Annotated in this window: 21 protein-coding genes and 1 tRNA gene; 15 read left to right on the forward strand and 7 right to left on the reverse strand. The window is 42.2% G+C overall.

What is annotated here, in order from left to right:
- Nucleotides 1-26: 26 nt before the first annotated feature.
- Both QR40_RS04895 and QR40_RS04900 read right to left on the reverse strand, forming a co-directional pair.
- Nucleotides 27-1103, reverse strand: coding sequence for a hypothetical protein (locus tag QR40_RS04895; protein WP_044293718.1), 1077 nt, complete (start codon nucleotides 1101-1103; stop codon nucleotides 27-29).
- A 29-nt stretch (nucleotides 1104-1132) separates the two neighbouring features.
- A complete protein-coding gene (locus tag QR40_RS04900) occupies nucleotides 1133-2008 on the reverse strand; it encodes an L-ribulose-5-phosphate 3-epimerase (protein WP_176731018.1) in 876 nt (291 codons plus the stop codon).
- Nucleotides 2009-2284: 276 nt separating this feature from the next.
- Between QR40_RS04900 and pth the strand changes: the two genes are divergently transcribed.
- The 3 genes from pth to QR40_RS04915 all read left to right on the forward strand — a co-directional run bounded on the left by pth (nucleotide 2285) and on the right by QR40_RS04915 (nucleotide 7738).
- A complete protein-coding gene (gene pth / locus QR40_RS04905; protein WP_027296011.1) occupies nucleotides 2285-2854 on the forward strand; it encodes an aminoacyl-tRNA hydrolase in 570 nt (189 codons plus the stop codon).
- A gap of 1 nt (nucleotide 2855) precedes the next feature.
- Nucleotides 2856-6380 carry a transcription-repair coupling factor gene (mfd, locus tag QR40_RS04910; protein WP_027296012.1) on the forward strand — a complete coding sequence of 1175 codons (3525 nt, stop codon included), beginning with the start codon at nucleotides 2856-2858 and terminating at the stop codon, nucleotides 6378-6380.
- Between the two features lie 131 nt (nucleotides 6381-6511).
- Nucleotides 6512-7738, forward strand: a complete 1227-nt coding sequence (locus QR40_RS04915; RefSeq protein WP_052430706.1) for a peptidylprolyl isomerase — start codon at nucleotides 6512-6514, stop codon at nucleotides 7736-7738.
- Nucleotides 7739-7814: 76 nt separating this feature from the next.
- Here QR40_RS04915 and QR40_RS04920 read toward each other — a convergent pair whose 3' ends face one another.
- The gene (locus QR40_RS04920; protein WP_044293720.1) at nucleotides 7815-9011 is read right to left on the reverse strand and encodes a metallophosphoesterase; all 1197 of its coding nucleotides are present in this window, start codon (nucleotides 9009-9011) and stop codon (nucleotides 7815-7817) included.
- Between the two features lie 149 nt (nucleotides 9012-9160).
- Between QR40_RS04920 and QR40_RS29510 the strand changes: the two genes are divergently transcribed.
- Nucleotides 9161-10042, forward strand: coding sequence for a DUF975 family protein (locus tag QR40_RS29510; RefSeq protein WP_052430707.1), 882 nt, complete (start codon nucleotides 9161-9163; stop codon nucleotides 10040-10042).
- Between the two features lie 33 nt (nucleotides 10043-10075).
- On the opposite strand, the gene QR40_RS04930 is transcribed toward QR40_RS29510, so the two are convergent.
- Nucleotides 10076-10723, reverse strand: a complete 648-nt coding sequence (locus QR40_RS04930; protein WP_052377976.1) for a putative ABC transporter permease — start codon at nucleotides 10721-10723, stop codon at nucleotides 10076-10078.
- 195 nt (nucleotides 10724-10918) lie between these two features.
- Here QR40_RS04930 and QR40_RS04935 point away from each other — a divergent pair, with 195 nt between their 5' ends.
- The 4 genes from QR40_RS04935 to spoVT all read left to right on the forward strand — a co-directional run bounded on the left by QR40_RS04935 (nucleotide 10919) and on the right by spoVT (nucleotide 14368).
- Nucleotides 10919-11566 (forward strand): GTP pyrophosphokinase, encoded by a 648-nt coding sequence (locus QR40_RS04935; protein WP_044293721.1) that lies wholly within the window; start codon nucleotides 10919-10921, stop codon nucleotides 11564-11566.
- Between the two features lie 161 nt (nucleotides 11567-11727).
- Nucleotides 11728-12396: a response regulator transcription factor gene (locus QR40_RS04940; protein ID WP_044293724.1), complete on the forward strand. Its 669-nt coding sequence runs from the start codon at nucleotides 11728-11730 to the stop codon at nucleotides 12394-12396.
- A gap of 78 nt (nucleotides 12397-12474) precedes the next feature.
- On the forward strand, nucleotides 12475-13704 hold the full coding sequence (locus tag QR40_RS04945; protein ID WP_044293726.1) for a sensor histidine kinase: 1230 nt from the start codon (nucleotides 12475-12477) through the stop codon (nucleotides 13702-13704).
- A 115-nt stretch (nucleotides 13705-13819) separates the two neighbouring features.
- Nucleotides 13820-14368 (forward strand): stage V sporulation protein T, encoded by a 549-nt coding sequence (spoVT, locus tag QR40_RS04950; protein WP_027296018.1) that lies wholly within the window; start codon nucleotides 13820-13822, stop codon nucleotides 14366-14368.
- Between the two features lie 141 nt (nucleotides 14369-14509).
- Here spoVT and QR40_RS04955 read toward each other — a convergent pair whose 3' ends face one another.
- From QR40_RS04955 to QR40_RS04965, 3 genes are all read right to left on the reverse strand, one after another.
- The gene (locus QR40_RS04955; protein WP_027296019.1) at nucleotides 14510-15073 is read right to left on the reverse strand and encodes a M15 family metallopeptidase; all 564 of its coding nucleotides are present in this window, start codon (nucleotides 15071-15073) and stop codon (nucleotides 14510-14512) included.
- Between the two features lie 80 nt (nucleotides 15074-15153).
- Entirely contained in the window at nucleotides 15154-16617 is a 1464-nt protein-coding gene (locus QR40_RS04960) for a nicotinate phosphoribosyltransferase (protein ID WP_027296020.1), read from the reverse strand.
- A 16-nt stretch (nucleotides 16618-16633) separates the two neighbouring features.
- Entirely contained in the window at nucleotides 16634-17812 is a 1179-nt protein-coding gene (locus QR40_RS04965) for a cation diffusion facilitator family transporter (RefSeq protein WP_044293727.1), read from the reverse strand.
- Between the two features lie 238 nt (nucleotides 17813-18050).
- Here QR40_RS04965 and QR40_RS04970 point away from each other — a divergent pair.
- The 7 genes from QR40_RS04970 to QR40_RS05000 all read left to right on the forward strand — a co-directional run bounded on the left by QR40_RS04970 (nucleotide 18051) and on the right by QR40_RS05000 (nucleotide 22241).
- Nucleotides 18051-18122, forward strand: a tRNA-Gln gene (locus QR40_RS04970).
- Between the two features lie 76 nt (nucleotides 18123-18198).
- Nucleotides 18199-18912 (forward strand): acyl-[acyl-carrier-protein] thioesterase, encoded by a 714-nt coding sequence (locus QR40_RS04975; RefSeq protein ID WP_027296022.1) that lies wholly within the window; start codon nucleotides 18199-18201, stop codon nucleotides 18910-18912.
- Between the two features lie 15 nt (nucleotides 18913-18927).
- Entirely contained in the window at nucleotides 18928-19764 is an 837-nt protein-coding gene (locus QR40_RS04980) for a CvfB family protein (protein ID WP_027296023.1), read from the forward strand.
- 48 nt (nucleotides 19765-19812) lie between these two features.
- On the forward strand, nucleotides 19813-20187 hold the full coding sequence (locus QR40_RS04985; RefSeq protein WP_027296024.1) for a RidA family protein: 375 nt from the start codon (nucleotides 19813-19815) through the stop codon (nucleotides 20185-20187).
- 97 nt (nucleotides 20188-20284) lie between these two features.
- On the forward strand, nucleotides 20285-20518 hold the full coding sequence (locus QR40_RS04990) for a hypothetical protein (RefSeq protein WP_027296025.1): 234 nt from the start codon (nucleotides 20285-20287) through the stop codon (nucleotides 20516-20518).
- Between the two features lie 144 nt (nucleotides 20519-20662).
- Entirely contained in the window at nucleotides 20663-21277 is a 615-nt protein-coding gene (locus tag QR40_RS04995; protein ID WP_044293729.1) for a class I SAM-dependent methyltransferase, read from the forward strand.
- Nucleotides 21270-22241: a CPBP family intramembrane glutamic endopeptidase gene (locus tag QR40_RS05000; RefSeq protein ID WP_027296027.1), complete on the forward strand. Its 972-nt coding sequence runs from the start codon at nucleotides 21270-21272 to the stop codon at nucleotides 22239-22241. The genes QR40_RS04995 and QR40_RS05000 overlap by 8 nt, the downstream gene beginning before the upstream one ends.
- Nucleotides 22242-22336 lie beyond the last annotated feature (95 nt).

Raw genomic sequence — 22336 nt, forward strand, 5'->3', positions numbered from 1 at the left:
TTGTCTCCTTTATAACCAGGCTGGTATTATAAATTACACTCTGGAGCCTGTATATTCGTGATGGTATAACGTGCTACTTCATCGATTTCCCGGTTAGTGGATATGAGAATATCCTGATTGTTATGTGTAAAGTGCATAACATTTGCAGGGCCGCAGTCCCTGTCCAGAATATCAGCATGATAACAGCCGTCTTCTTTATGATAAGTAAATGCAATTAAATTACGTTCACCCTGGCGATGGCCAATGATTGCAGCAGGACCGCATGCCAGCATGCCTCCCCAGATTGCATGTGTAAATGGGGATTTGACCGGATATTCGTACACCGGTGTAAAGACATCATCTATCTTTTTATAGATCCTTATGGTGTCACCGTGAAATGGTGAGAGTACCACTAATTCTTTGCTGCCGTCAGAATCCAGATCAATTAATACCGCATCACTTGCAGGCGTGTCCAGAAGACTTAATATCCTCCAATCTTCTCCCGGATTTGCAGGGGGGTAAAATTGAAATACACCCTGTTCGCATGAGATAACACAGGTCTGGATATCGTCCATAGGCACTTTATAATAGCCATGATTTTTCAGCATTCCATCTTTCAGTACGGTCATGGGCAGCTGGCGTTCCTCGTTATACAGGCTTAAATCACGGGGGAGTTCTGCAGCATAAACTTTACCCGGCATGGACCAGTCATCTTTGTATTCGTGGCCGGATTTTAAGGTACATGCAATCAGATAAAAGGTGCCATGGCTTTCTATAATATCAAAACGATGAACATGGGGAAGACAGACCAAGGTGCGGATGTCCCATGTCCCGTTTTCTGTGGGAGTGGCAACTACGATTTTGGCTTCTTTTGAGTCATTTGGTGAGTAGAACTTATGGGTAGCAAGAAACTGGCCGTTTGTGCCGGGAACCTGCACCATGGACATTACACCGCCCGGCTCGTTCCACACGGTTGCTTCTTCATTACCTTCCGGATCAAATAAAATGCAGCGGTCCGTTTTTTCAGCAGCCACTAAAAAATGCTGGCTGCCATTATAAGTCAAAGGGGCAATCGAATAACATTTAGTAAGATTTGAAATTACTTTTTTTTCTGCTTTTAACATACGTTGCTGTCCTCCATGGTTTTTATATTCTAGAGCGTGTTTGTAAGTAACCCTGCCTGTTTCATTTTGTCTTCTACAAAAATTCTGGCATCCTTGATATTTTTTACAGCATCTTCAAAACTGTTGTTTATGGAATTATCTGCCCACATTTCGATTAAGAACATTCCGGAATAACCTAATTCCTTTAACTTCCGGAATATATCTGTAAAACGGACGCAGCCTTCTCCGAAGTTCACACATTTAAAGATGCCCGGTTTGGTTTCTTTTACATGTATGGCTACAATGTCGGCAAATCCAAGTTCTAATTCGCCTTCCACATCGCTGCTGAAATTGCTGAGATTCCCCATGTCAGGATAAATCTTGAAATAAGGGGAAGGGATTTCTTTTAAATAATGCATCGCACGAACAATGGTGCCTACGAATTTCGTATCCATGATCTCCATAGCCAATATAACGCCGGCTCTTGCCGCCATGGCTACGGATTGCTTCATGCCGTCCAGAAAAAGAGCTTTTGTTTCTTCGTCTGACTCTTCGTAGTACACATCATAGGTTGCCAGCTGGATACAGCGGATGCCTAATTTTACGGATAAAAGAATAGCTTTTTCCATAATTTCAAATGCTTTTGCGCGGATATGAGGGTCTTTGCTGCCAAAAGGATATTTCCGGTGGCCGCTTAAACACATGGTGGGAAATGAAATCCCGGTCTGCTCCATGGTAGATTTCAGAGCTTCTATTTCTTCTTCACTCCAGTCGAGGCGGCTTAAGCGTTCTTCGGATTCATCAACGGAAAGTTCCATATAATCAAAGCCGGCAGCTTTTGCAGCCTTCATTTTCTCATCCCAGGAAAAGTCCCCGGGGAGTGCTTTTTCATATATGCCAATGGGTATCTTATGGATATTATACATTCACTCCACACTCCTTCTCTACTAGAGTGTGTCAGAAAGCAATTTTCAGACACGCTCTATGTTCTTATTAAAATCAGCATATCATAAGGTGAGAATATGTTCAACAAATTCTCGGTTATTGCACATATGTGCAAATAGACTTATACAGAATTACAGAAATACACTTTGAAGATAGACATTTTGCAATTCTTCCTGTAAAATAAGGAAGAGAAATGTGAAAGAAGGACACTTTTAGTGCACCTTTAAGCCGTAGTTAATTCGGCAGAGGAGGAAGATATGTTTGTAATTGCAGGACTGGGAAATCCGGGACGACAATATGCGCATACGCGGCATAATGTAGGTTTTGATACAATAGATAAATTAGCAGACAAGTACCGTATCAATGTAGATACGAAGAAATTTAAAGCATTGTGCGGCAGCGGAGTGATAGACGGACAGAAAGTAATTCTGGTAAAACCGCAGACTTTTATGAATCTGAGTGGTGAAAGTGTCCGTGAGGTCATAGACTTTTACAAAGTAGATTTTGAAACGAATCTGATCGTGATTTACGATGATATCAGTCTGGAGCCGGGTCAGCTGAGGCTTCGTGCAAAGGGAAGTGCCGGAGGGCACAATGGTATTAAAAATATCATTGCCCATCTGGGAAGCCAGGATTTTCCCAGAATCAAAATTGGTGTGGGAGAAAAACCGGAAGGATATGATCTGGCGGATTATGTGTTGGGACATTTTCCGCGGGAAGAGCGTAAGCTGATCGACGAGCTGCTGGAAAGAGCAGGAGATGCAGCGGTCAAAATAATGACAGGAGATATGGCTTCGGCCATGAATGAATATAATAAGAAGGTGTGAGATGAAGACTTTTACAAGTCCACTAAAAAATTTAAGCGAGTTTGAGGATATCAGGCGGGAGCTAATGTATCATCAGGGAGTACTTCAGGTATCTGGTTGTATTGATTCGCAAAAATCACATTTTATGTATAGTGCAGGGGATGGTTTCCAAAGGAAAATCATCCTTACTTACAGTGATTTAAAAGCAAAAGAAATTTATGAAGATTACAAATTTTTTGATCCGAATGTCATGCTGTATCCGTCAAAGGATTTAATTTTTTATAATGCGGATATTCACAGTAATCTTATCGGGCAGCAGAGAATAGCAGTCATGAAGGCGCTGTTAGAAAATGAACAGGTTACGGTAATTACAACCCTCGCCGGATGTATGGATCATTTGCTGCCGCTTCAGTACTTTGCAGAGCATGTGCTCTGTCTGAAAAATGACAGTAGTCTAAAACTGGATCAGCTGTCTGAAGAACTGATCGGAATGGGTTATGAGAAAAGCAGCCAGGTGGAAGGCTTTGGACAGTTTGCAGTCCGCGGCGGAATCCTGGATATTTATCCCCTGACAGAAGAGAATCCGATCCGTATTGAGCTTTGGGGAGATGAGATAGATTCGATCCGGAGTTTTGATGTGGAAAGCCAGAGATCCATTGAAAACCTGGAAGAAATCAAAGTTTATCCGGCGAATGAAGTAATTGTAGACAAGAAGCATCTGGAGCAGGGGCTGAAAAAGATCGAAGAGGAGTCTAAGAAACTCTATCAGACACTGCGTAAGCAGATGAAGACAGAAGAAGCACACAGAATCCAGGAACTGACAGAAGAAATTAAGGAGAGGCTGACGGATTTCCGGGGCATCACCGGACTGGACAGCTATATCCATTACTTTTATGACAGGGATGTGTCTTTCCTGGAGTATTTTGATCCAAAGGATACGATTTTCTTCCTGGATGAGCCGAATCATCTGGAAGAGGAAGGTTATGCAGTAGAGGAAGAATTCCGGGAAAGCATGATGAACCGTCTGGCAAAGGGATATATACTGCCCGGGCAGACGGAAGTGCTGTACAGCTATAATGAAATTATAGGCAGGCTGAATAACCGCAATTGCCTGGCACTTTGTACGCTGGAAACGGCAAAAGGGGACTGGAAGATCACAAATATGCATCACATGAATGTGAAATCCGTAAATCCCTATAATAACAGCTTTGAACTTCTGGTGCAGGATCTTCGAAGATTTAAAAAAGACGGTTATCAGGTAGTACTTCTGTCCGGTTCCAGAACCAGGGCAAAGCGCCTTTCAGAAGATCTCAGGGAATATGACCTGAACAGTTTCTATACGGAAGATCTGAACAGGAAAGTGAAGCCGGGAGAAATTCTGGTAACCCATGGATATACACACAGAGGTTATGAATATCCGCTGATTAAGTTTGTCATTATTTCCGAAAGTGACATTTTTGGAAAAGAGAAGAAAAAGAAGAAAAAACGCAAGAGCTTTGAAGGCCAGAAGATAGAAAGTTTTAATGAACTGAGCGTAGGAGACTATGTAGTTCATGAAAATCATGGACTTGGTATCTACAAGGGAATCGAAAAAGTAGAGGTAGACCGGGTCACAAAGGATTATATGAAGATTGAATACAGCGGTGGCAGCAATCTTTATATACTGGCAACCCAGCTGGATGTAATCCAGAAATATGCGGATTCCGATGCAAAGAAGCCAAAACTGAATAAACTTGGTACCCAGGAATGGAATAAGACGAAGACCAGGGTACGCAGTGCGGTAAAAGATATTGCAAAAGACCTGGTGGAACTATATGCGGTACGACAGGCGAGAGAGGGTTTTATCTACGGTCCGGATACGGTTTGGCAGAAAGAATTTGAAGAGATGTTTCCTTTTGAGGAGACGGAAGATCAGCTGCTGGCAATAGAAGCAGCTAAAAAGGATATGGAGAGCACTAAGATCATGGATCGCCTTGTCTGCGGAGATGTGGGATACGGTAAAACGGAAATTGCCATCCGGGCGGCATTTAAAGCGGCGCAGGAAGGTAAACAGGTGGTATATCTGGTGCCTACCACAATTCTGGCACAGCAGCATTATAATACATTTGTTCAGAGAATGAAGGAATTTCCGGTACGTGTGGATCTGCTTTGCCGGTTCCGTACCTCGGCTGAACAGAAAAGGACGATAACAGACCTGAAAAAGGGAATGGTAGATATCATAATAGGAACCCACAGAGTCTTGTCTAAGGATGTGGAATTTAAAGATCTGGGGCTTCTGATTATTGATGAAGAACAGCGTTTTGGGGTAACCCATAAAGAGAAGATAAAGAAATTAAAAGATAATATAGATGTTCTGACTCTGACAGCTACACCGATTCCAAGGACGCTGCACATGAGTTTAATCGGTATCCGGGACATGAGTGTATTAGAAGAAGCACCTATGGAGCGTATGCCGATACAGACTTATGTGATGGAGTACAATGATGAAATGGTCCGAGAGGCAATCAACAGGGAACTTTCCAGAGGCGGACAGGTATATTATGTCTATAACAGGGTAAATACCATTGTAGAAATGACCAATACCATAGCAAAACTGGTGCCGGAGGCAAATGTAGCATTTGCCCATGGGCAGATGAAGGAGCGGGAACTGGAACGAATTATGTTTGATTTCATTAACGGAGAAATTGACGTGCTGGTGTCAACGACGATCATTGAAACAGGATTGGACATCTCCAATGTTAATACCATGATTATTCATGATGCCGATACCCTGGGACTTTCTCAGCTCTATCAGCTGAGAGGACGTGTGGGGCGTTCGAACCGTACAGCATATGCATTTTTGATGTATAAACGCAATAAGATGCTTAAAGAAGTAGCGGAAAAGCGGCTTCACGCAATCAAGGAATTCACGGAACTAGGTTCCGGTTTTAAAATAGCCATGCGGGATCTGGAAATCCGCGGAGCAGGAAATCTGCTGGGAGCAGAACAGCATGGACATATGGAAGCGATTGGTTATGATCTTTACTGCAAAATGCTTGGGGAATCGGTACGTGAATTAAAAGGCGAAAAGACAATTGAAGAATCCTATGAGACAACAATTGATCTGGATATTGATGCATTTATACCGGAACGCTATATCCGCAGTGAATTCCAGAAACTGGACATCTATAAGAGGATTGCCGGAATTGAAAGTGAAGAAGAATACGATGATATGTTAGAAGAACTGATGGATCGTTTTGGAGAACCGCCAAAATCAGTCCAGAACCTTCTGATGATCGCTAACTTGAAAGCTTTGGCTCATAAAGGTTTTGTGGTGGAAATATCACAAAAGGGTGACTTTATTAAGTTCACCATGTTTGAGCGGGCTTCCGTAGATCCGGTGAAGATTGAGGAAATGCTGAAGCGCTATAATGGAAAAGTAAAGTTCACCATTGAAGCCAACCCGTATTTTATTTACAGTAAGCCAAGAAAAAGCCTGAAAGATAACGATGATATTCTTATGGTGGTAAGGGATATATTGAATGATATTCTGATGTTAAGAAAGTAAAGAGCGAAAATTTACGAAAATGATGGGGTAAAAAGTGAACTTTAGATGAAAAATGAACAAAAAGGATTGCGGTGATTTTGAAAACAGGCTATAATATAAGGAATTGAGACTTTCTAGGAGGAAACTTATTTATGAATAAGCTAGGTAAAAAACTTGTAGCTGCCGGAATCTGTATCTGTATGGCAGCAGCGTCCCTGACAGGGTGTGGAAATGTAAATGCAGATGCGACAGTGGCAACATTGGACGGGGAAAAGGTACCTTTCGGAATTGCTAATTTTATGCTTCGTTATAATCAGGCTCAGATGCAGAGTTCTTATGGTTCCATGTTTGGTGAAGATATGTGGAATACGGATCTCATGGGAAGCGGTACCCCATATGGTACAACTTTTAAAACCCAGATGATGGACAGTCTGGAAGAAATGCTGATCTTAGAGAAACATATGGCAGATTATGATATTACGGTTACCGATGAAGAAAAAGCAAAAATTGAAAGCTCTGCAAAGCAGTTTATGGAAGAGAATTCAGAAGAAACGATTGAGGAATTAACAGCATCCCAGGAGACGGTTTCCAGGGTGTTAACACTTTATACGATTAACAACAAGATGAAAAAAGCAATTGAGGCAAAAGCAGATACAAACGTATCCGATGATGAGGCGGCTCAGAAGACGGTTTCCTATGTATTATTCAGTACCGCTGATACCACAGATGCGGATGGAACAACAAAATCTTTAACAGACGATGAGAAAAAAGCGTTAAAAGACAATGCACAGAAAGTATTAGATGCCGTAAAGGGCGGAAAAGAAATGGATGCAGCCGTAAAAGAAGTAGATGAAGAAAAGACAGCTTCCACCGCTTCTTATGGAACAGACAACGGAACGTTACCGGATGAAGTAAAGACCGCTGCAGACAAGTTAAAAGACGGAGAAACAGCAGACAGCATAATTGAAACAGACAGCGGATATTATGTTGTGCAGATGAAGAGTACTTTTGACAAAGAGGCTACAGAGACACAGAAACAAACCATTATCAACCAGAGAAAGAGTGACAAATACGAAGAAGTTTACACAGCCTGGAAAGAAAAGGCTGAATTCAAAGTAGAAGATAAGGTTTGGGGCAAGATTAATTTTACAGATAAGGTTAGCGTAAAGCAGACTGAGACAGAAGCACAGAGCAATACGACGGAAGCCGGAAGTGAAGGAACTACGGAGGCTGCCGGAAGTGAAAAATCTTCGGAAGCGGTATCCGGGAAAACAACTGAGGCTGGTTCGGAAGCAGCGACAACAGAAGCAGCAACGACAGAAGCGGCAACGACAGAAGCAGTTACAACAGAAGCAGCAACAACGGAAGCTGCTGAGTAAGAAAAATATATCAGACAGAAAAAAGAAGCGTCAGGCTGCACTGGCGCTTCTTTTTTAGGAAAAGGAACTATTATAATCATTTGGTAAATGCAACATCAATTTCCACAACCTCACTTTTGGTACCCACGCGCATATTCGGTCCCCAGACCCCGACGCCGGATGTGACGATGTTATGCATGTTGTCCTTCTTCAGATATCCGTATGCATTTTCCCACAATAAACCAATAGTGAGATTACCGGGGAACATCTGGCCATCGTGGGTGTGGCCGCAGAGATTCAGGTCAACACCTGCATCCGCAGCTTCCTGAAGGGCTTTTGGCTGATGGTCAATGAAAATGATTGGTTTTGATTTGTCTAAGGATTCCGTTAACTGAGCAGGGGTTTTCCTGGTTTCTTTATCCTTTTTGGTAACGGAGTAGTCCTTTCGTCCTGTCAGATAAAAATTATTGTTGATCAGAACTGTCTGATCGGTCAGAAGCGTAATACCGGAATCTTTTAAGAAGTCTACCATCTGCGTATCTGCACCAATCTTTTTTTGAGAGCCAAAGGTAAATCCGGCAAGAATCGGTTCTTCAATATCGTGATTTCCCCAACAGGCATAAACACCGTATTTACTTTTGATACTGCGCAGAGTCCGGGCAATCTCATCCGGATTTTTAATTGCCTCAAATTCATTATCGAAGATATCTCCGGCAATACAAACAATATCCGGTTCCATTGCATTAATTTTATCTGCCATCTGCTTCATATGCCAGCTGCCTATACTATAGCCAAGGTGCATGTCCGCTACCAGAGCGATCTTCAGGGACTGGTCAGTGCCGCAGGATTTATCTACGGTCACCTGATAGCTGGTATGATATAGATGCCGTGCATGCAGGGTGCCATAGACACTCAGAGAGATAATGACCACGGCACAAACTGTGCCGGTCAGCACAAAAGTTCTGCGGGAGCGAAGCTTTTCCTGATCTATAAATTTCAAATGGCGCAGTATAATACGAATCAGATCTACGACAGCGACAGTAAGCAGGATGTATAGAAATGTTCCCAGATAAAAATTACTTACCGTCTTTAAAAATCGGTGAATTACAACCGGTTTTGTAATCAGAAAAGCAGTTAACAGGGAAGTAGATACAAAAATATAAGCTGCAATAAATACAACCCGAAACCATTTTTTCTTAAAGTAATGGGTACATGACCCCATCCATTTCAATATCCATCGAAGAATATAAAAGTTCACCAACAGATAAATTGGTGATAAGAATAATGCAATCATAATACTTAAGCCTCTTTTCTGTTTTGTTTGAAAAATTGTAACACAAAATCAAAAAAAAAGCACGGGGTTTCAGTTGCGAAGTCAGAAAAGTTGTTTTATAATAAAAATATAACAGACAGATTGAAGACGGATGGGTGGAATTTAAATATATGTGGACGCGTCAAGAACTTAAGAAAAAAGGGAAAAAGGTGCTGAAAAAGAATTATTGGGCTGCGGTAGCGGTCTGTTTTATTCTTGCGTTCCTGGGAGCGGAATACGGGTCATCTGCCACATCTATCCACAAGTACAGCCAGCGGGAAGAGGTCAGGCAGATACGTGATGTGGAGGTAGTGAAGCCGGAGAACCGGGTGGACAACTGGGAGATTTTACGCAGGCTTATACGGGGAGAAGAAAATAATCAGCCATTGTTTGATCCGAAGATTGATGAGATGATATCTTCTCCCTTTAATACTATTACGGCGCCGGTATCATTTGTATTCAAAGTAGTACGCGCAGACGGGGACTTATTTGACCGTTATCCGGTTTTAGAAGGGTTGCTGATTATATTTGCAGCCGGCGGGGAACTGGCATTTACACTGTTGGTGACGAACCTGCTGCTGGTTGGGGGGAAACGCTTTTTCCTGGAAACCAGGATGGAGTCCCGCACCAGAATAGGAAGAATTATGTTTCTGTTTCGCAGGGGCAGATATTGGAATGCTGTCAAGGTAATGTTCTTCCGGTCATTATTTACCGGATTATGGTTTTTGACAATTGTGGGTGGGATCATAAAGTATTATGAATATCTGATGATTCCATATATTCTGGCTGAAAATCCTCAGATTGACCGCAGAGAAGCGTTTCAGCTTTCCAAAAAAATGATGAAAGGGCAGAAGTGGCGTACTTTTGTTTTGGAATTATCATTTTTGGGATGGGAAATGCTGTCCGTTGTTACGTTTGGACTGGTATCCATATTTTTTACCAATGGATATCGGGGTGCCACATTTGCAGAATTGTATATGACGCTGAGAAATGAAATTACAGAAAAAATGTAAAAAGGCGATAGGGCTGCTTAGTCCTTTCGCCTTTTAATGTTTCGGTTTTGCCGGAGGAAGTTCCCTGACTTTCATATCATCCGTAATACCTTCACCGGTATTGGGATGTATCATAGAATGAGCGGTATCCAGACTGAATAAAGCAATCAGAATGATACAGATCAGTACTTTCAGAAATGGTATGATACGTTTATAAAGATTTCCAAGGAAGGGTGCCAGAAAATAGATAATAGCACATCCGCCAAGTCCGAAAATAACGGAGCCCTCCAGACAAATCCGTCCGTTTACATTCAAAAAATAACCACTGTAATCCCACCAGCGGACACCTTTGGTTGTTTCCAAAAACCAACTGGTAAAATATTCAATTCCGGAACATAGGAACATATTTAAAAAGAAGGTGAGAACAGGACGGTGGAAAAATCTGCGCAGCAGGAGCAGTATCATAACGCCGCCGCTTCCGTAAATTGGAAGCCAGGGGCCAAACAGTACCCCACGGTTTACAAATTCACCTGCCTGGGCGATGTGAAGCCCCACTTCCCATATCCATCCAATAAAAGAAAAGCTGAAAAATAAAAGAATCAGCGTGGTGAGACTGTATTTCATATTGTAATCAAAGCGCGGCGGTTCTATGTGATGTTCTTCAAAAAAGGTATCAATAGAATCCGTTACAGCATTTGCCATTTTGTTTCTCCTTTGTAAGTTGCAATGATGTTTTGTAAATATATTTTATCACCTTACTTACACATTTGACAATACATATATGTCGTCTTTTCTAAATTGTGCAGGAAAAGGAAACGAAAATGGGTTTCTTTAAAGTTATTTTAAGGTTGGTCAGTTATAATCTCCTTTGTAAATATAAAATTGGGGGTATCGTACATGTTTCAATATGCAATAGATGAAAAAGCACTTTCGCAGGATTGTGATTTCTACCAGGATTCCCTGGTATTACTGGAAGGTGCGGTCATAGAACTGACGTCAAGACTTGATATCATACGGAAATACCGCAAAGCACACCATAACCGGGATCCTATCGAATACTGCAAATCCAGAATTAAATCACCGGTAAGCATGAGAGAAAAGCTGTTACGCCACGGACTGGAACCAACACGGGAAAATGCCATGACAAAAGTGTATGATGCAGCGGGAATCCGGGTTATCTGCGCTTTTGTGGATGATGTGTATTTTGTTGCAAAGATGCTGCATAAACAGTCGGATATCCGGGTGCTGGAAGAAAAGGACTATATTCAAAATCCAAAACCAAACGGCTATCGCAGTTACCACATGATTGTGGAAGTGCCCATTCATCTGGCGGATGGAATCTGTCGGGTGTTTTGTGAGATCCAGATAAGAACCATTGCAATGGATTGCTGGGCGAGCCTGGAGCACCAGTTGAAATATAAAAAAAGTATTGCAAACCAGGAAATGATCGTAGGAGAATTAAAGCGCTGCGCAGATGAAATTGCATCAGCCGATCTGAACCTGCAGACAATCCGTGATATGATTGAGGATGGAGATAATTTATGATGATGCCAGAAAAAAGCGGGCAGGTACACAGATTTTACATAGAAATGGTGTATAGTGGATAAAACGTGCTCTTCATTCGGGACAAACTCCCGCAAACTGTGAAGAGCAGCTGTCAGAAAGTTATATTCAAACACGCTATATGGGGAAACGGAGGCAGATACATGAGGATTTTGTTAGCGGAAGACGAGATAGATTTATCAAAGGCGCTGGCCGCCATTTTAAAACATAATAATTATTCGGTAGATGCGGTGTATGATGGAGCCGATGCATTAGATTACGGATTTGCGCAAAACTATGATGGGATTATTCTGGATATTATGATGCCTAAGATGAACGGACTGGAAGTGTTAGGGGAACTTCGAAAAAGAGGAATTGGAACTCCGGTGCTGATGCTTACTGCGAAATCGGAGATTCAGGACCGCATTGCCGGACTGGATCTGGGGGCAGATGATTATCTTACAAAACCATTTGCCATGGGAGAACTGCTGGCAAGGGTACGTGCCATGATGAGAAGGCAGTCAGAGTTTACACCGAGTACCATAACAATCGGAAATATAACATTAAATAAAGCAAACTATGAACTGTCCGGTGAAAATGCATCCTTTCGTCTGGGAAATAAAGAGTTCCAGATGATGGAGATTTTAATGAATAATCCAAAGCGATTAATTTCTACGGAACAATTCATGGAGCGGATTTGGGGATATGACTCAGAGTCAGAGATGAATGTGGTATGGGTTTATATATCCTACCTGCGCAAAAAGCTTGCTGCACTTAATGCAAATGTGGAAATTAAGGCAGCCAGGGGCGTAGGCTATACACTGGAGGAATGAGTTTGAAACAAAAATCGTTTCAAACTTTCTATTGGTGCAGTACCACAGACCCGTCTGCGGTATGCAGGAGGTATAAACATGATTAAAAAGCTGCAAAAAAAGTTTATATTAATTACCATGGGGGCGGTGGCGCTTGTGATGATATTGTTAATCGGTGTAATTAATGCAGCAAACATTTATCAGATGAACCGGAAGATGGATGGCGTCCTGTATGTTTTATCAGAAAATGACGGGAGGTTTCCGGAATTTGAGAAGGATAAGTCCGAAAAACTGAATGTGGGTTTTGGTTTTGAAATGACAGAAGAAACCCAGTATGAGACGCGCTATTTCATCGTGGAATGCGGGGCGGATGGCAAAGTATTACAGACAGACACCAGTCATGTTGCAGCGATTTCCGAGACGGAGGCTAAAGAATATACCGCAAAGGTATTGGAAACCGGCAGGAAAAGCGGTTTTAATGGAATATATAAGTTTATGGTTGTGGAAAAGGAATTCGGTACACTGACCGTATTCGTAGATTGCCGGTCCCAGATACAGATGGTGACGCTGTTCGCAATTTTATCTTTTGTAATTGCAATATCCTGTCTGCTGCTGATCTTCATCCTGATTTTCATTCTGTCGAAAAAAGCAGTTCAGCCGGTTATTGAAAATATGGAAAAACAGAAGCAGTTTATCACCGATGCGGGGCATGAGATCAAGACGCCGCTGGCTATTATTTCTGCGGATGCGGATGTGCTGGAATTAAGTACCGGAAAAAATGAATGGGTTGACAGTATCCGGAGCCAGACAGCCAGGCTGGATAAACTGGTGAAAAATCTGCTGGCGCTTGCGAAGATGGACGAGGAGAATATTCAGCTGATCTTTGGGAATTTTCCGGTAAGTGAGGTGGTTCTGGAAGCTGCGGCACCTTTTGAAGCGGTGGCGGAGCTGCAGAACAAGCATTTTGATCTGAATATCCAGTCTAATCTGATCCTGCATGGGGATGAGAGCAGTATTCGACAGTTAGTTACAATTCTTGTGGATAATGCTGTTAAATATGCTGAGCCCGGTGGACAGATTAAAATTTCTTTGTCGGCGGCGGGCAAGGCGGTCAGGCTGGAAGTATATAATACGGGAAAGGATCTTCCAAAGGATAATCTGAATAAATTGTTTGATCGTTTTTACCGGGCAGATTCATCACGGTCCAGAGATACCGGGGGATATGGAATCGGGTTATCCATTGCCCAGAATATCGTAAAAGCGCACAAAGGAAAGATATCCGTACAAAGTGAAGGCGGTAAGTCTATCTGGTTTACCGTTCTGCTTTAAAAATAAAAAATTCAAAATAATGAAAAATTAAGCATAATTTCCTCCATTTTACAAATAATAGATCATGGGTACTAAAGTACGAACCATGAGAAAATAAAATGGAGGAATTAATTTTATGAAAGCTACAGGCATTGTTAGAAGAATTGACGACCTGGGTCGAGTGGTTATACCAAAAGAAATAAGAAGGACGCTTCGAATCAGAGAAGGCGATCCACTTGAGATCTTTACCGATAGAGAAGGCGAAATTATATTGAAGAAGTATTCCCCTATAGGTGAACTGGGGGCATTTGCCAAAGAATATGCAGAATCACTGGCTTACAGTACAGGACATGGAGTCTGCATAACGGACCGTGACCAGGTGATTGCCACCGCAGGGGGAATAAAAAAAGATATGATTGGTAAAGCGATCAGTAAAGCATTAGAACGAATCATCAATGACCGTGAAAATGTTTTGTCAAACCGGGATGACAAAAATTATGTAAAAATAACCGGAGAGGATATGGAAGAGAACCTTGCACAGGTAATCAGCCCGATCCTCTGCGAGGGAGATGCTATTGGGGCTGTGATTCTCATCAGCAAGGATGAGAAGGGAAAAATGGGTGATACAGAACGGATTGTAGCAAAATGTGCTTCGGGATTCATGGGACGTCAAATGGAACAATAGAGACATGCCTGTGGTATTCCTCTAATGGAGACCCGGTGATCCGGTTATCGTAAGATGAAGTGCCAGGGATTACAGGACAAGACCAGATATGCTTGGGTTCGTAGGCATATCCGGCCTTGTTTTCTCTGGGAATAATTGGTATCAGCAGGAACATATTTTGATGGATTGCTGATGGTATTCTTCCAGGGTAAGATCTGTGATGGTGAGATAATGGGCCAGAGGTTTCGTTACATAGCGTATGTGCCACGGCTCGTATGCATACCCGGTTATGTCTTCTTTCGATTTGGGATAGCGGATGATGAACCCATATAATGGTGCATTTTTAGCAAGCCAGATGCCTTCTGCAGTATCCGCGAAATCTTCTGTCAGATCCAGCCCCACGGCGGAACAGGAAACATCCAGAGCCAGCCCGGTCTGGTGCTCACTGCCGCCCGGCGGGGCTACATAGAGCGGATTTCTGTCCGGATTATAGAGCTCCATCTGCCGGTAATAAGAACGGTACCCGGATATGCCGTAGAGGTTGATACCCTGATCGACAGCATGGGCAAAGAGTTCTCTTACTGCTTTGGCAGTCTGGGGTTCCAGAAGCCTTTTCGGATCATCAGGAAGGGCATCAAAAGGGACACCGGGGTCTACAAGGGACGCGGGAACAGTACCGGGGTCTAAAAGGTGGTGCCTGTTCACAAGAATATCATATTGGGACATAAAAAGACTCCTTTCATATAAGCTATATATGTATATGAAGGAGTCTTTTTATATATGCGTGAATTCTTAAAATAAGAATTTTACTTTAATGCATCCATGCTCATCTTTTCCAGAAGTTCGGACTTGATACCGAACAGCTTGTCAGAGAGGTCAACGTAAACGTCGTGTGGGTTTACAAAACGTTTTGTTTCATCCCAGAGAGTATCCAGTTCCTGTTTACAGTAATCACGGATTTCCATTACGGATGGAGAGGTATAAATGCATTCCCCGTTTTTAAATACCGGAACTAACAATTCCCGCAGAGTAAAGGTACCTGCATGGATTTTAGTTTTTTTCCAGGTCTCAAGCGGGTCGAAGATAATCATGTCATTTCCTTCATCAAAGGTTTCGTCCGCAAGAGCGATCAGGTCGGCTTTTATTTTTTTGGCAGTTTTATCATAGATGCGGTAGATCGTTTTATTGCCCGGATTTGTAATCTTTTCTGTATTTTCAGAAAGTTTGATTTTAGGTATAAATTCTCCTGTTTTACTATCCTGAATGGCAGCCAGCTTATATACCCCGCCAAATGCAGGGCAATCTTTGGAGGTAATCAGATTGGTTCCAACACCCCAGGAAGTAATTTTGCAGCCCTGTGCTTTCAGGCTGTCGATCAGATATTCGTCCAGATCGCTGGATGCGGATATGAAGGCGTCTTTGAATCCGGCATCATCTAACATGATACGGGCTTTTTTAGACATATATGCAAGGTCACCGCTGTCCAGACGGATTCCATAATTTTTAAGAGGAATGCCGGCTTCCTTCATTTCGGTAAAGATACGAATGGCATTGGGAACTCCTGATTTTAAAGTATCATAGGTATCCACCAGAAGGCAGCATGCATCCGGATATAGGTCTGCATATTTTTTAAATGCCGTATATTCATCCGGAAAACTCATAATCCAGCTGTGGGCATGTGTGCCTTTCACCGGTACATCAAAAAGCTGACCGGCAAGTACATTGGAAGTTCCCACGCATCCCCCGATCATGGCAGCTCTGGCGCCGTATACGCCTGCATCCGGACCCTGTGCACGGCGAAGCCCAAATTCCATAATACCGTCACCTTTTGCGGCATATACCACCCTGGATGCCTTAGTGGCGATGAGACTCTGGTGATTTATTATTGTCAGGATAGCCGTTTCGACTAACTGTGCTTCCATAATAGGTGCAATTACTTTTACCAGAGGTTCTCTTGGGAAGACAACAGTTCCTTCAGGAATGGCATAAATATCGCCGGTAAACCGGAAATCTGCCAGATAATTCAGGAAGTCTTCATCAAAGGTACCAAGTCCTCTCAGGTAGTCTACATCATCTTTGCTGAACTTCAGGTTTTTAATATAATCGATCACCTGTTCCAGACCTGCTGCAATGGCAAAGCCCCCGTCCGACGGGTTCTTGCGGTAAAAGGCATCAAAGACCACTACTTCATCCGTATGATTCTTAAAATAACCCTGCATCATGGTTAATTCATAAAAATCTGTTAATAGCGTTAAATTCATTGTACTCATAACTTGCTCCTTTGTCTTAGTTTGTTGATACGAAACTCTTGTCTATAGTTATAACACATTGGTATCGTTTATCCAAGTGGGTTATTTGGGAGATGATTTCAAGCTGTATGTCGCTTTGCTGTTTTGGGCTGTATTCATGGGGGATGACCAGGTCAAAGATAAGATTAATCTGATTTTTACCTTCTACCACACGAAAATCATGAAAGGAGAGCCGGTCATCGATACTGGTTATAACAATGTCGACTTCCTGTTTCAGTTTTTGAATCCGGCTGTTCTTCGTTTCGATGGGATCCATGTGAATGACCAGGAAGATCCCAAGCTTTTTGCCGACTTCCCGCTCCGCCTTATCAATAACTTCATGAGAGGATTCAACATCCACGTCATTTGGAACCTCAGCATGAATGGATGCCATGCTGCGTCCCGGACCGTAGTTATGGATAATTAAGTCGTGGCTTCCTGCAATCCCGTCGTAGCTTTCCACCATTTCCGTGATATCCTTATACAACTGGGGATCGGCAGGTTCTCCGATCAGTGGTTTTAACGTATCTTTGGCAATGCCGATTCCTGCCCAGATTACAATACCGGCAACCAGGATTCCAACATAACCGTCGATGTTGATATGGAAAATGCCAAATACAAGAATCGAAACAATCGTAACGGAGGTAGTGATAACATCCCCCATGGAATCTGTGGCGGCCGCCATCATAACAGTAGAATTTATCCGTTTACCAAGTTTTTTATTAAAAAAGCCCAGCCAAAGCTTTACGCCTATGGATAAAACCAGGATTACCAGGGAAGTCACCTGGAATGAAATTTCCTCCGGGTTAAATATTTTACCAAAAGAATCCTTGAAAAAAGTAAATCCTACCTCAATGACTAAAAATGAAACAATCAGAGCAGCAATATATTCAATGCGCCCATGTCCAAAAGGATGATCCTGGTCTGCAGGTTTGCTCGCCATTTTAACGCCGATCAGACTTATAATAGAAGAACCGGCATCGGAAAGGTTGTTAAATGCATCTGCCATAACCGATACACTGTGCAGACCGATTCCAACGACAAGTTTCACGATGAATAACAGCACATTACAGAAAATGCCTACGATACCGGCTAAGGTTCCGTATGCGGTCCGTACCATAATATTATCGGTGTCCTGAGGATTTTTAATAAAAGTTTTTACAAGTAAATTTGTCATTATTATACCCAATGCTCACTGCAGGCATGCCTGCCCTTTCTATTTCTTAAAATTATTGCTGTTTTATTCCTGCTTTATTTACAGCAGCTTAAATCTGTGTATGATTATACTACTTTTCCCCTGAAATGTGTTGTAAAATCGCCAAAAAAGTACTTTAAAAAAATTTTTTAAAAAAAATTAAAAAAAGTACTTGCTTTTTTGGAAAAGGTAATATATAATACATCGTGTTGTAACACATTGGGCTATCGCCAAACGGTAAGGCAACGGACTCTGACTCCGTCATTTCAAGGTTCGAATCCTTGTAGCCCAGCTATTTACAGGTTGTCTTTGATGAAGCTTTTCAGAGGTTCATTGAAAGGCAGCCTTTTTGGTTTTGGAGGCAGATTATGAGTTATCAGTTTGACAGCAGGGTGCGCTACAGTGAGATTGGAATGGATCAGAAACTGACGCTGAATGCGATTGTAAATTATTTTCAGGACAGCAGTACTTTCCATTCTGAAGAGGTCGGACTTGGTTTGAAGAATCTGACGAAGCGAAACCGGGTATGGGTGCTCTCTTCGTGGCAGATTGTGGTGGACAGGTATCCCGAACTTGGAGAAAAGATCACTGTGCAGACATGGCCGTATGATTTTAAGGGATTTTATGGAAGCAGAAACTTTGCCCTTGCAGACGAAAATGGAAAAAGAATAGCATATGCCAACTCTCTTTGGATATTTGTGGATACAGAGACCGGTCATCCGGCTAAGATCAGCGAGGCTGAGTCGGACGGATATCAACTGGAGGAAAAACTTTCTATGGATTATGCCCCAAGGAAGATTCCGGTACCTGCAGAATGTGAACAGCGGGAACCCTTTCCGGTGCTGAGATGCCACCTGGATACTAACCGCCATGTGAATAACGGACAATATATACAGATGGCTGAGGAATATCTCCCGGAAGCATTCATGGTACATCAGGTTCGGGTGGAATATAAAAAATCTGCAGTTCTTCATGACCTGATTATTCCCAGAGTTCATGCAGAGGAAGGGCGTATTACAACGGCTCTTTGTGATGAAGAAGAAAAGCCTTATGCTATCGTAGAATTTACCGCACAGGCGTAATATATGGAGGAAGAAATGCTGGAATTAGGAAAAAAGCAGGAATTAGAAGTTGTTAAACAGGTGGATTTTGGAATTTATCTGGGAGATGGTACCAGTACGGAAGAACGGGTGCTGCTTCCGAGAAAAGAAGTTCCAAAGGATATAAAGACAGGAGACCGTCTGACCGTTTTTTTATATAAAGATTCAAAAGACAGGCTGATCGCGACCACCAGGGAACCAATGCTGGAACTTGGAGGGCTGGCTGTCCTGAACGTAAAAGAAGTAGGGAAGATCGGAGCATTTTTAGACTGGGGACTGGAAAAAGACCTTTTGCTCCCGTTTAAAGAACAGACCAGAAGGGTACGCCAGGGTGAAGAGTGGCTGGTTACTCTTTATATAGATAAGAGCAGCAGATTATGTGCAACTATGAATGTATATGAAGCACTGTGTACGGATTCTCCTTATAAGAAAGACGATCATGTCATCGGAGTGGTCTATGAGATCAGTGAAGAATTTGGTGTATTTGTTGCAGTTGACCATAAATATTCAGCTTTAATTCCGAAAAAAGACGCAGCAGGAAATTATCAGGTGGGTGACAGCATTGAAGCCCGGGTAACGGCTGTGAAAGAAGACGGAAAACTGGATTTGAGCACCAGGGAAAAAGCATATCTTCAGATGGATGAGGATGCTGAGAATATCATGAGTGTTATAGAAGAGTTTTCGGGTGTTCTGCCATTTACGGACAAAGCATCCCCGGAAGTGATCAAGCGCGAATTCGGACTGAGCAAAAATGCATTCAAGCGGGGCGTGGGCAGACTTTTAAAAGAAGGCCGTATTGAAATTACCGAAAAATCAATCCGCAAGGTTCAGTAATAAAATTGCACAGGAAATAATAAAATAGATGAAGCAGGAGGAAAAGACATGAAAACAGCAATCAGCACAGACAAAGCACCGGCAGCAATCGGGCCTTATTCACAGGCAATTGAAGTGAATGGAATGATCTATACATCCGGCGTGATTCCGGTAGTACCGGCTACGGGTGTGATTCCGGAAGGTGTGGAAGCACAGGCAGAGCAGGCAATTGGAAACCTGGCAGCTTTACTGGAAGCAGCGGGAACATCAACGGCACAGGTGATTAAGACAACGGTATTTATCAAAGACATGAATGACTTTGGCAAGATCAATGAAATTTATGCAAAATATTTTACCGGAACTTATCCGGCACGTTCCTGTGTGGAAGTTGCAAGATTACCGAAGGACGTTCTGATTGAAATCGAAGCAGTTGCAGTGAAATAATAAATAATATTTGATTTTAATCCACAAGTAGTTTATAGTAATATGTGGAGACATTTAATTGTAAATACAATATAGTGATTGGAAAGGAGAGCTGGGGATGAAAGTACAGAATATAACCAACATTGAAAAATTTTTTGAGGTAGTAGACAGCTGCAGCGGTAAAGTGGAATTGGTAACAGGTGAAGGTGACAGACTGAATCTGAAATCAAAACTTTCCCAATACGTATCTATGGCGAACATATTTTCAAATGGCGAGATTCCGGAATTGGAAATCGTAGCATATGAAAAAGATGATATCGACAAGTTAATCTCATTTATGGTTAATAACTAAGATTTGCAGAGCTGTCTCCAATGGGGGCAGCTTTTTTAAATTGGATTTTTATAGAATGTTTATTGTTATTGCAGGCATTATTTGATATAATGACCAAAAGAGTAAATAATAAATTTATCAGCAATTAAGAAAAGGAGAAAAATTTTGGATTCATTAGACTATTATGAGCGATATGCAGGCGTATATTATGAGAACACAGTAGATCTTGACATGCACGGGGTACTGGACAAGTTTCTTTCTTACCTCCCTGAGAATGCAGAAGTATTAGACCTTGGCTGCGGGTCCGGCAGGGACAGCCTTTATCTGGAAGAAATGGGCTGTTATGTAACTCCTCTGGATGGATCAGAAGAAATGTGTAAGCTGGCAGAGATTAACACTGACAAAGAAGTCTTACATATGACTTTTGAGGAGATGGAATTTGATGAGGTGTTTGACGGAATCTGGGCATGTGCTTCTTTGCTTCATGTGGAAGAAAAAGATATGGACCGCATTATGGGGAAAGTTATCCAGGCGCTAAATCCGGGAGGAATCCTGTATGCTTCATTTCGCTATGGTGAATCTGAAGAATTCCGTAACCAGCGTTTATTTCATGACTATACAGAAGATTCGCTGTATCGCATGTTAAAACGTCAGAGAGGAATTAAGATTATAGAGATCTGGAAGACGGAGGATGCAAGAAACAGTCATCCGGATACAGAGTGGATTAATGTATTGGTAAAGAAAAAAGTGACTGAATCAGGCGAGGACTTATATGAATAAAATTAAAAATATTAACCGGCTGTTCCTGGGAATGGTGATTTTTGCTTTTCTGTTTTCCTATGGTATCGGATTTTTTGTAACAGGACTTGGTACAGAGATGGCTATGATCTTAGGGCAGCTGATGTATTTAATTCCAATCTTGTTTTATATTGTTGTAATGCGTGTACCTGTAAAAGAGGAAATTCCATTCAGGAAAATTAAATGGTCTACAGCATGTATGGTTGTTTTGTTTGTCATTCTGCTGATGCCGCTGGTTTCATTTTTAAATTTATTTTCCATGCTGTTTGTAACAAACCATGTCAATGCCAGTGCTCAGGAACTCAATACCAATCCTTTTTTGGTGAATCTGCTTCTGGTTGGTGTAATGCCGGCAGTTTCAGAAGAATTTATGTTCCGCGGGGTATTTTATGGCAGCTACCGAAGGAAGAATCATGTACAGGGAGCAGTTATGTGCGGATTGATCTTTGGTATGGCACATTTAAATGTGAATCAGTTTCTATATGCGTTCGTAGCAGGATTTGCATTCTGCCTTCTTATGGAGGCTACCGGAAGCATACTGGCGCCTATGCTGGCGCATTTTATTATTGATGCATGGAGTGTAGTGGTACTGGAACTGCAGAAGGTACTGGTACAGGCTGTTCCGCAGGTGTCGGATACAATTCAGAGCGGGAGTCTGTCATCTGATTATATTATAACAGCCCTTCAGGGAGTGGCAGTTGCTGCAGTGATCTGCACAGCCCTGGCGGGATGTGTGCTTGTCTGGATCAGTAAGCACTGCAATCGGGATATCCATTTTATTTCGATTTTCCGGAATGCATTCAAAAGAAGAGAACCGGAAATGTCTTGCATTACTGTTAATGGCGAACTGCAGGCTGCAGAACAGAATGATAACAGAAGATTAATTACACCATGCTTTGTTATTGGTGCCCTTATCTGTATTGTTCAGATGATTATAATTGGTTAAAAAGGATAAAGTAAACAGGAACTATCTTTGAACGTGTTTGGAGACATTTCAGTGTATTGCGTGAAGTGTTTTCAGGCACGTTCTGGAATTGAGGT

The sequence above is a fragment of the Robinsoniella peoriensis genome (assembly GCF_000797495.1).
GTDB classification, from domain to species: Bacteria; Bacillota; Clostridia; order Lachnospirales; family Lachnospiraceae; genus Robinsoniella; species Robinsoniella peoriensis.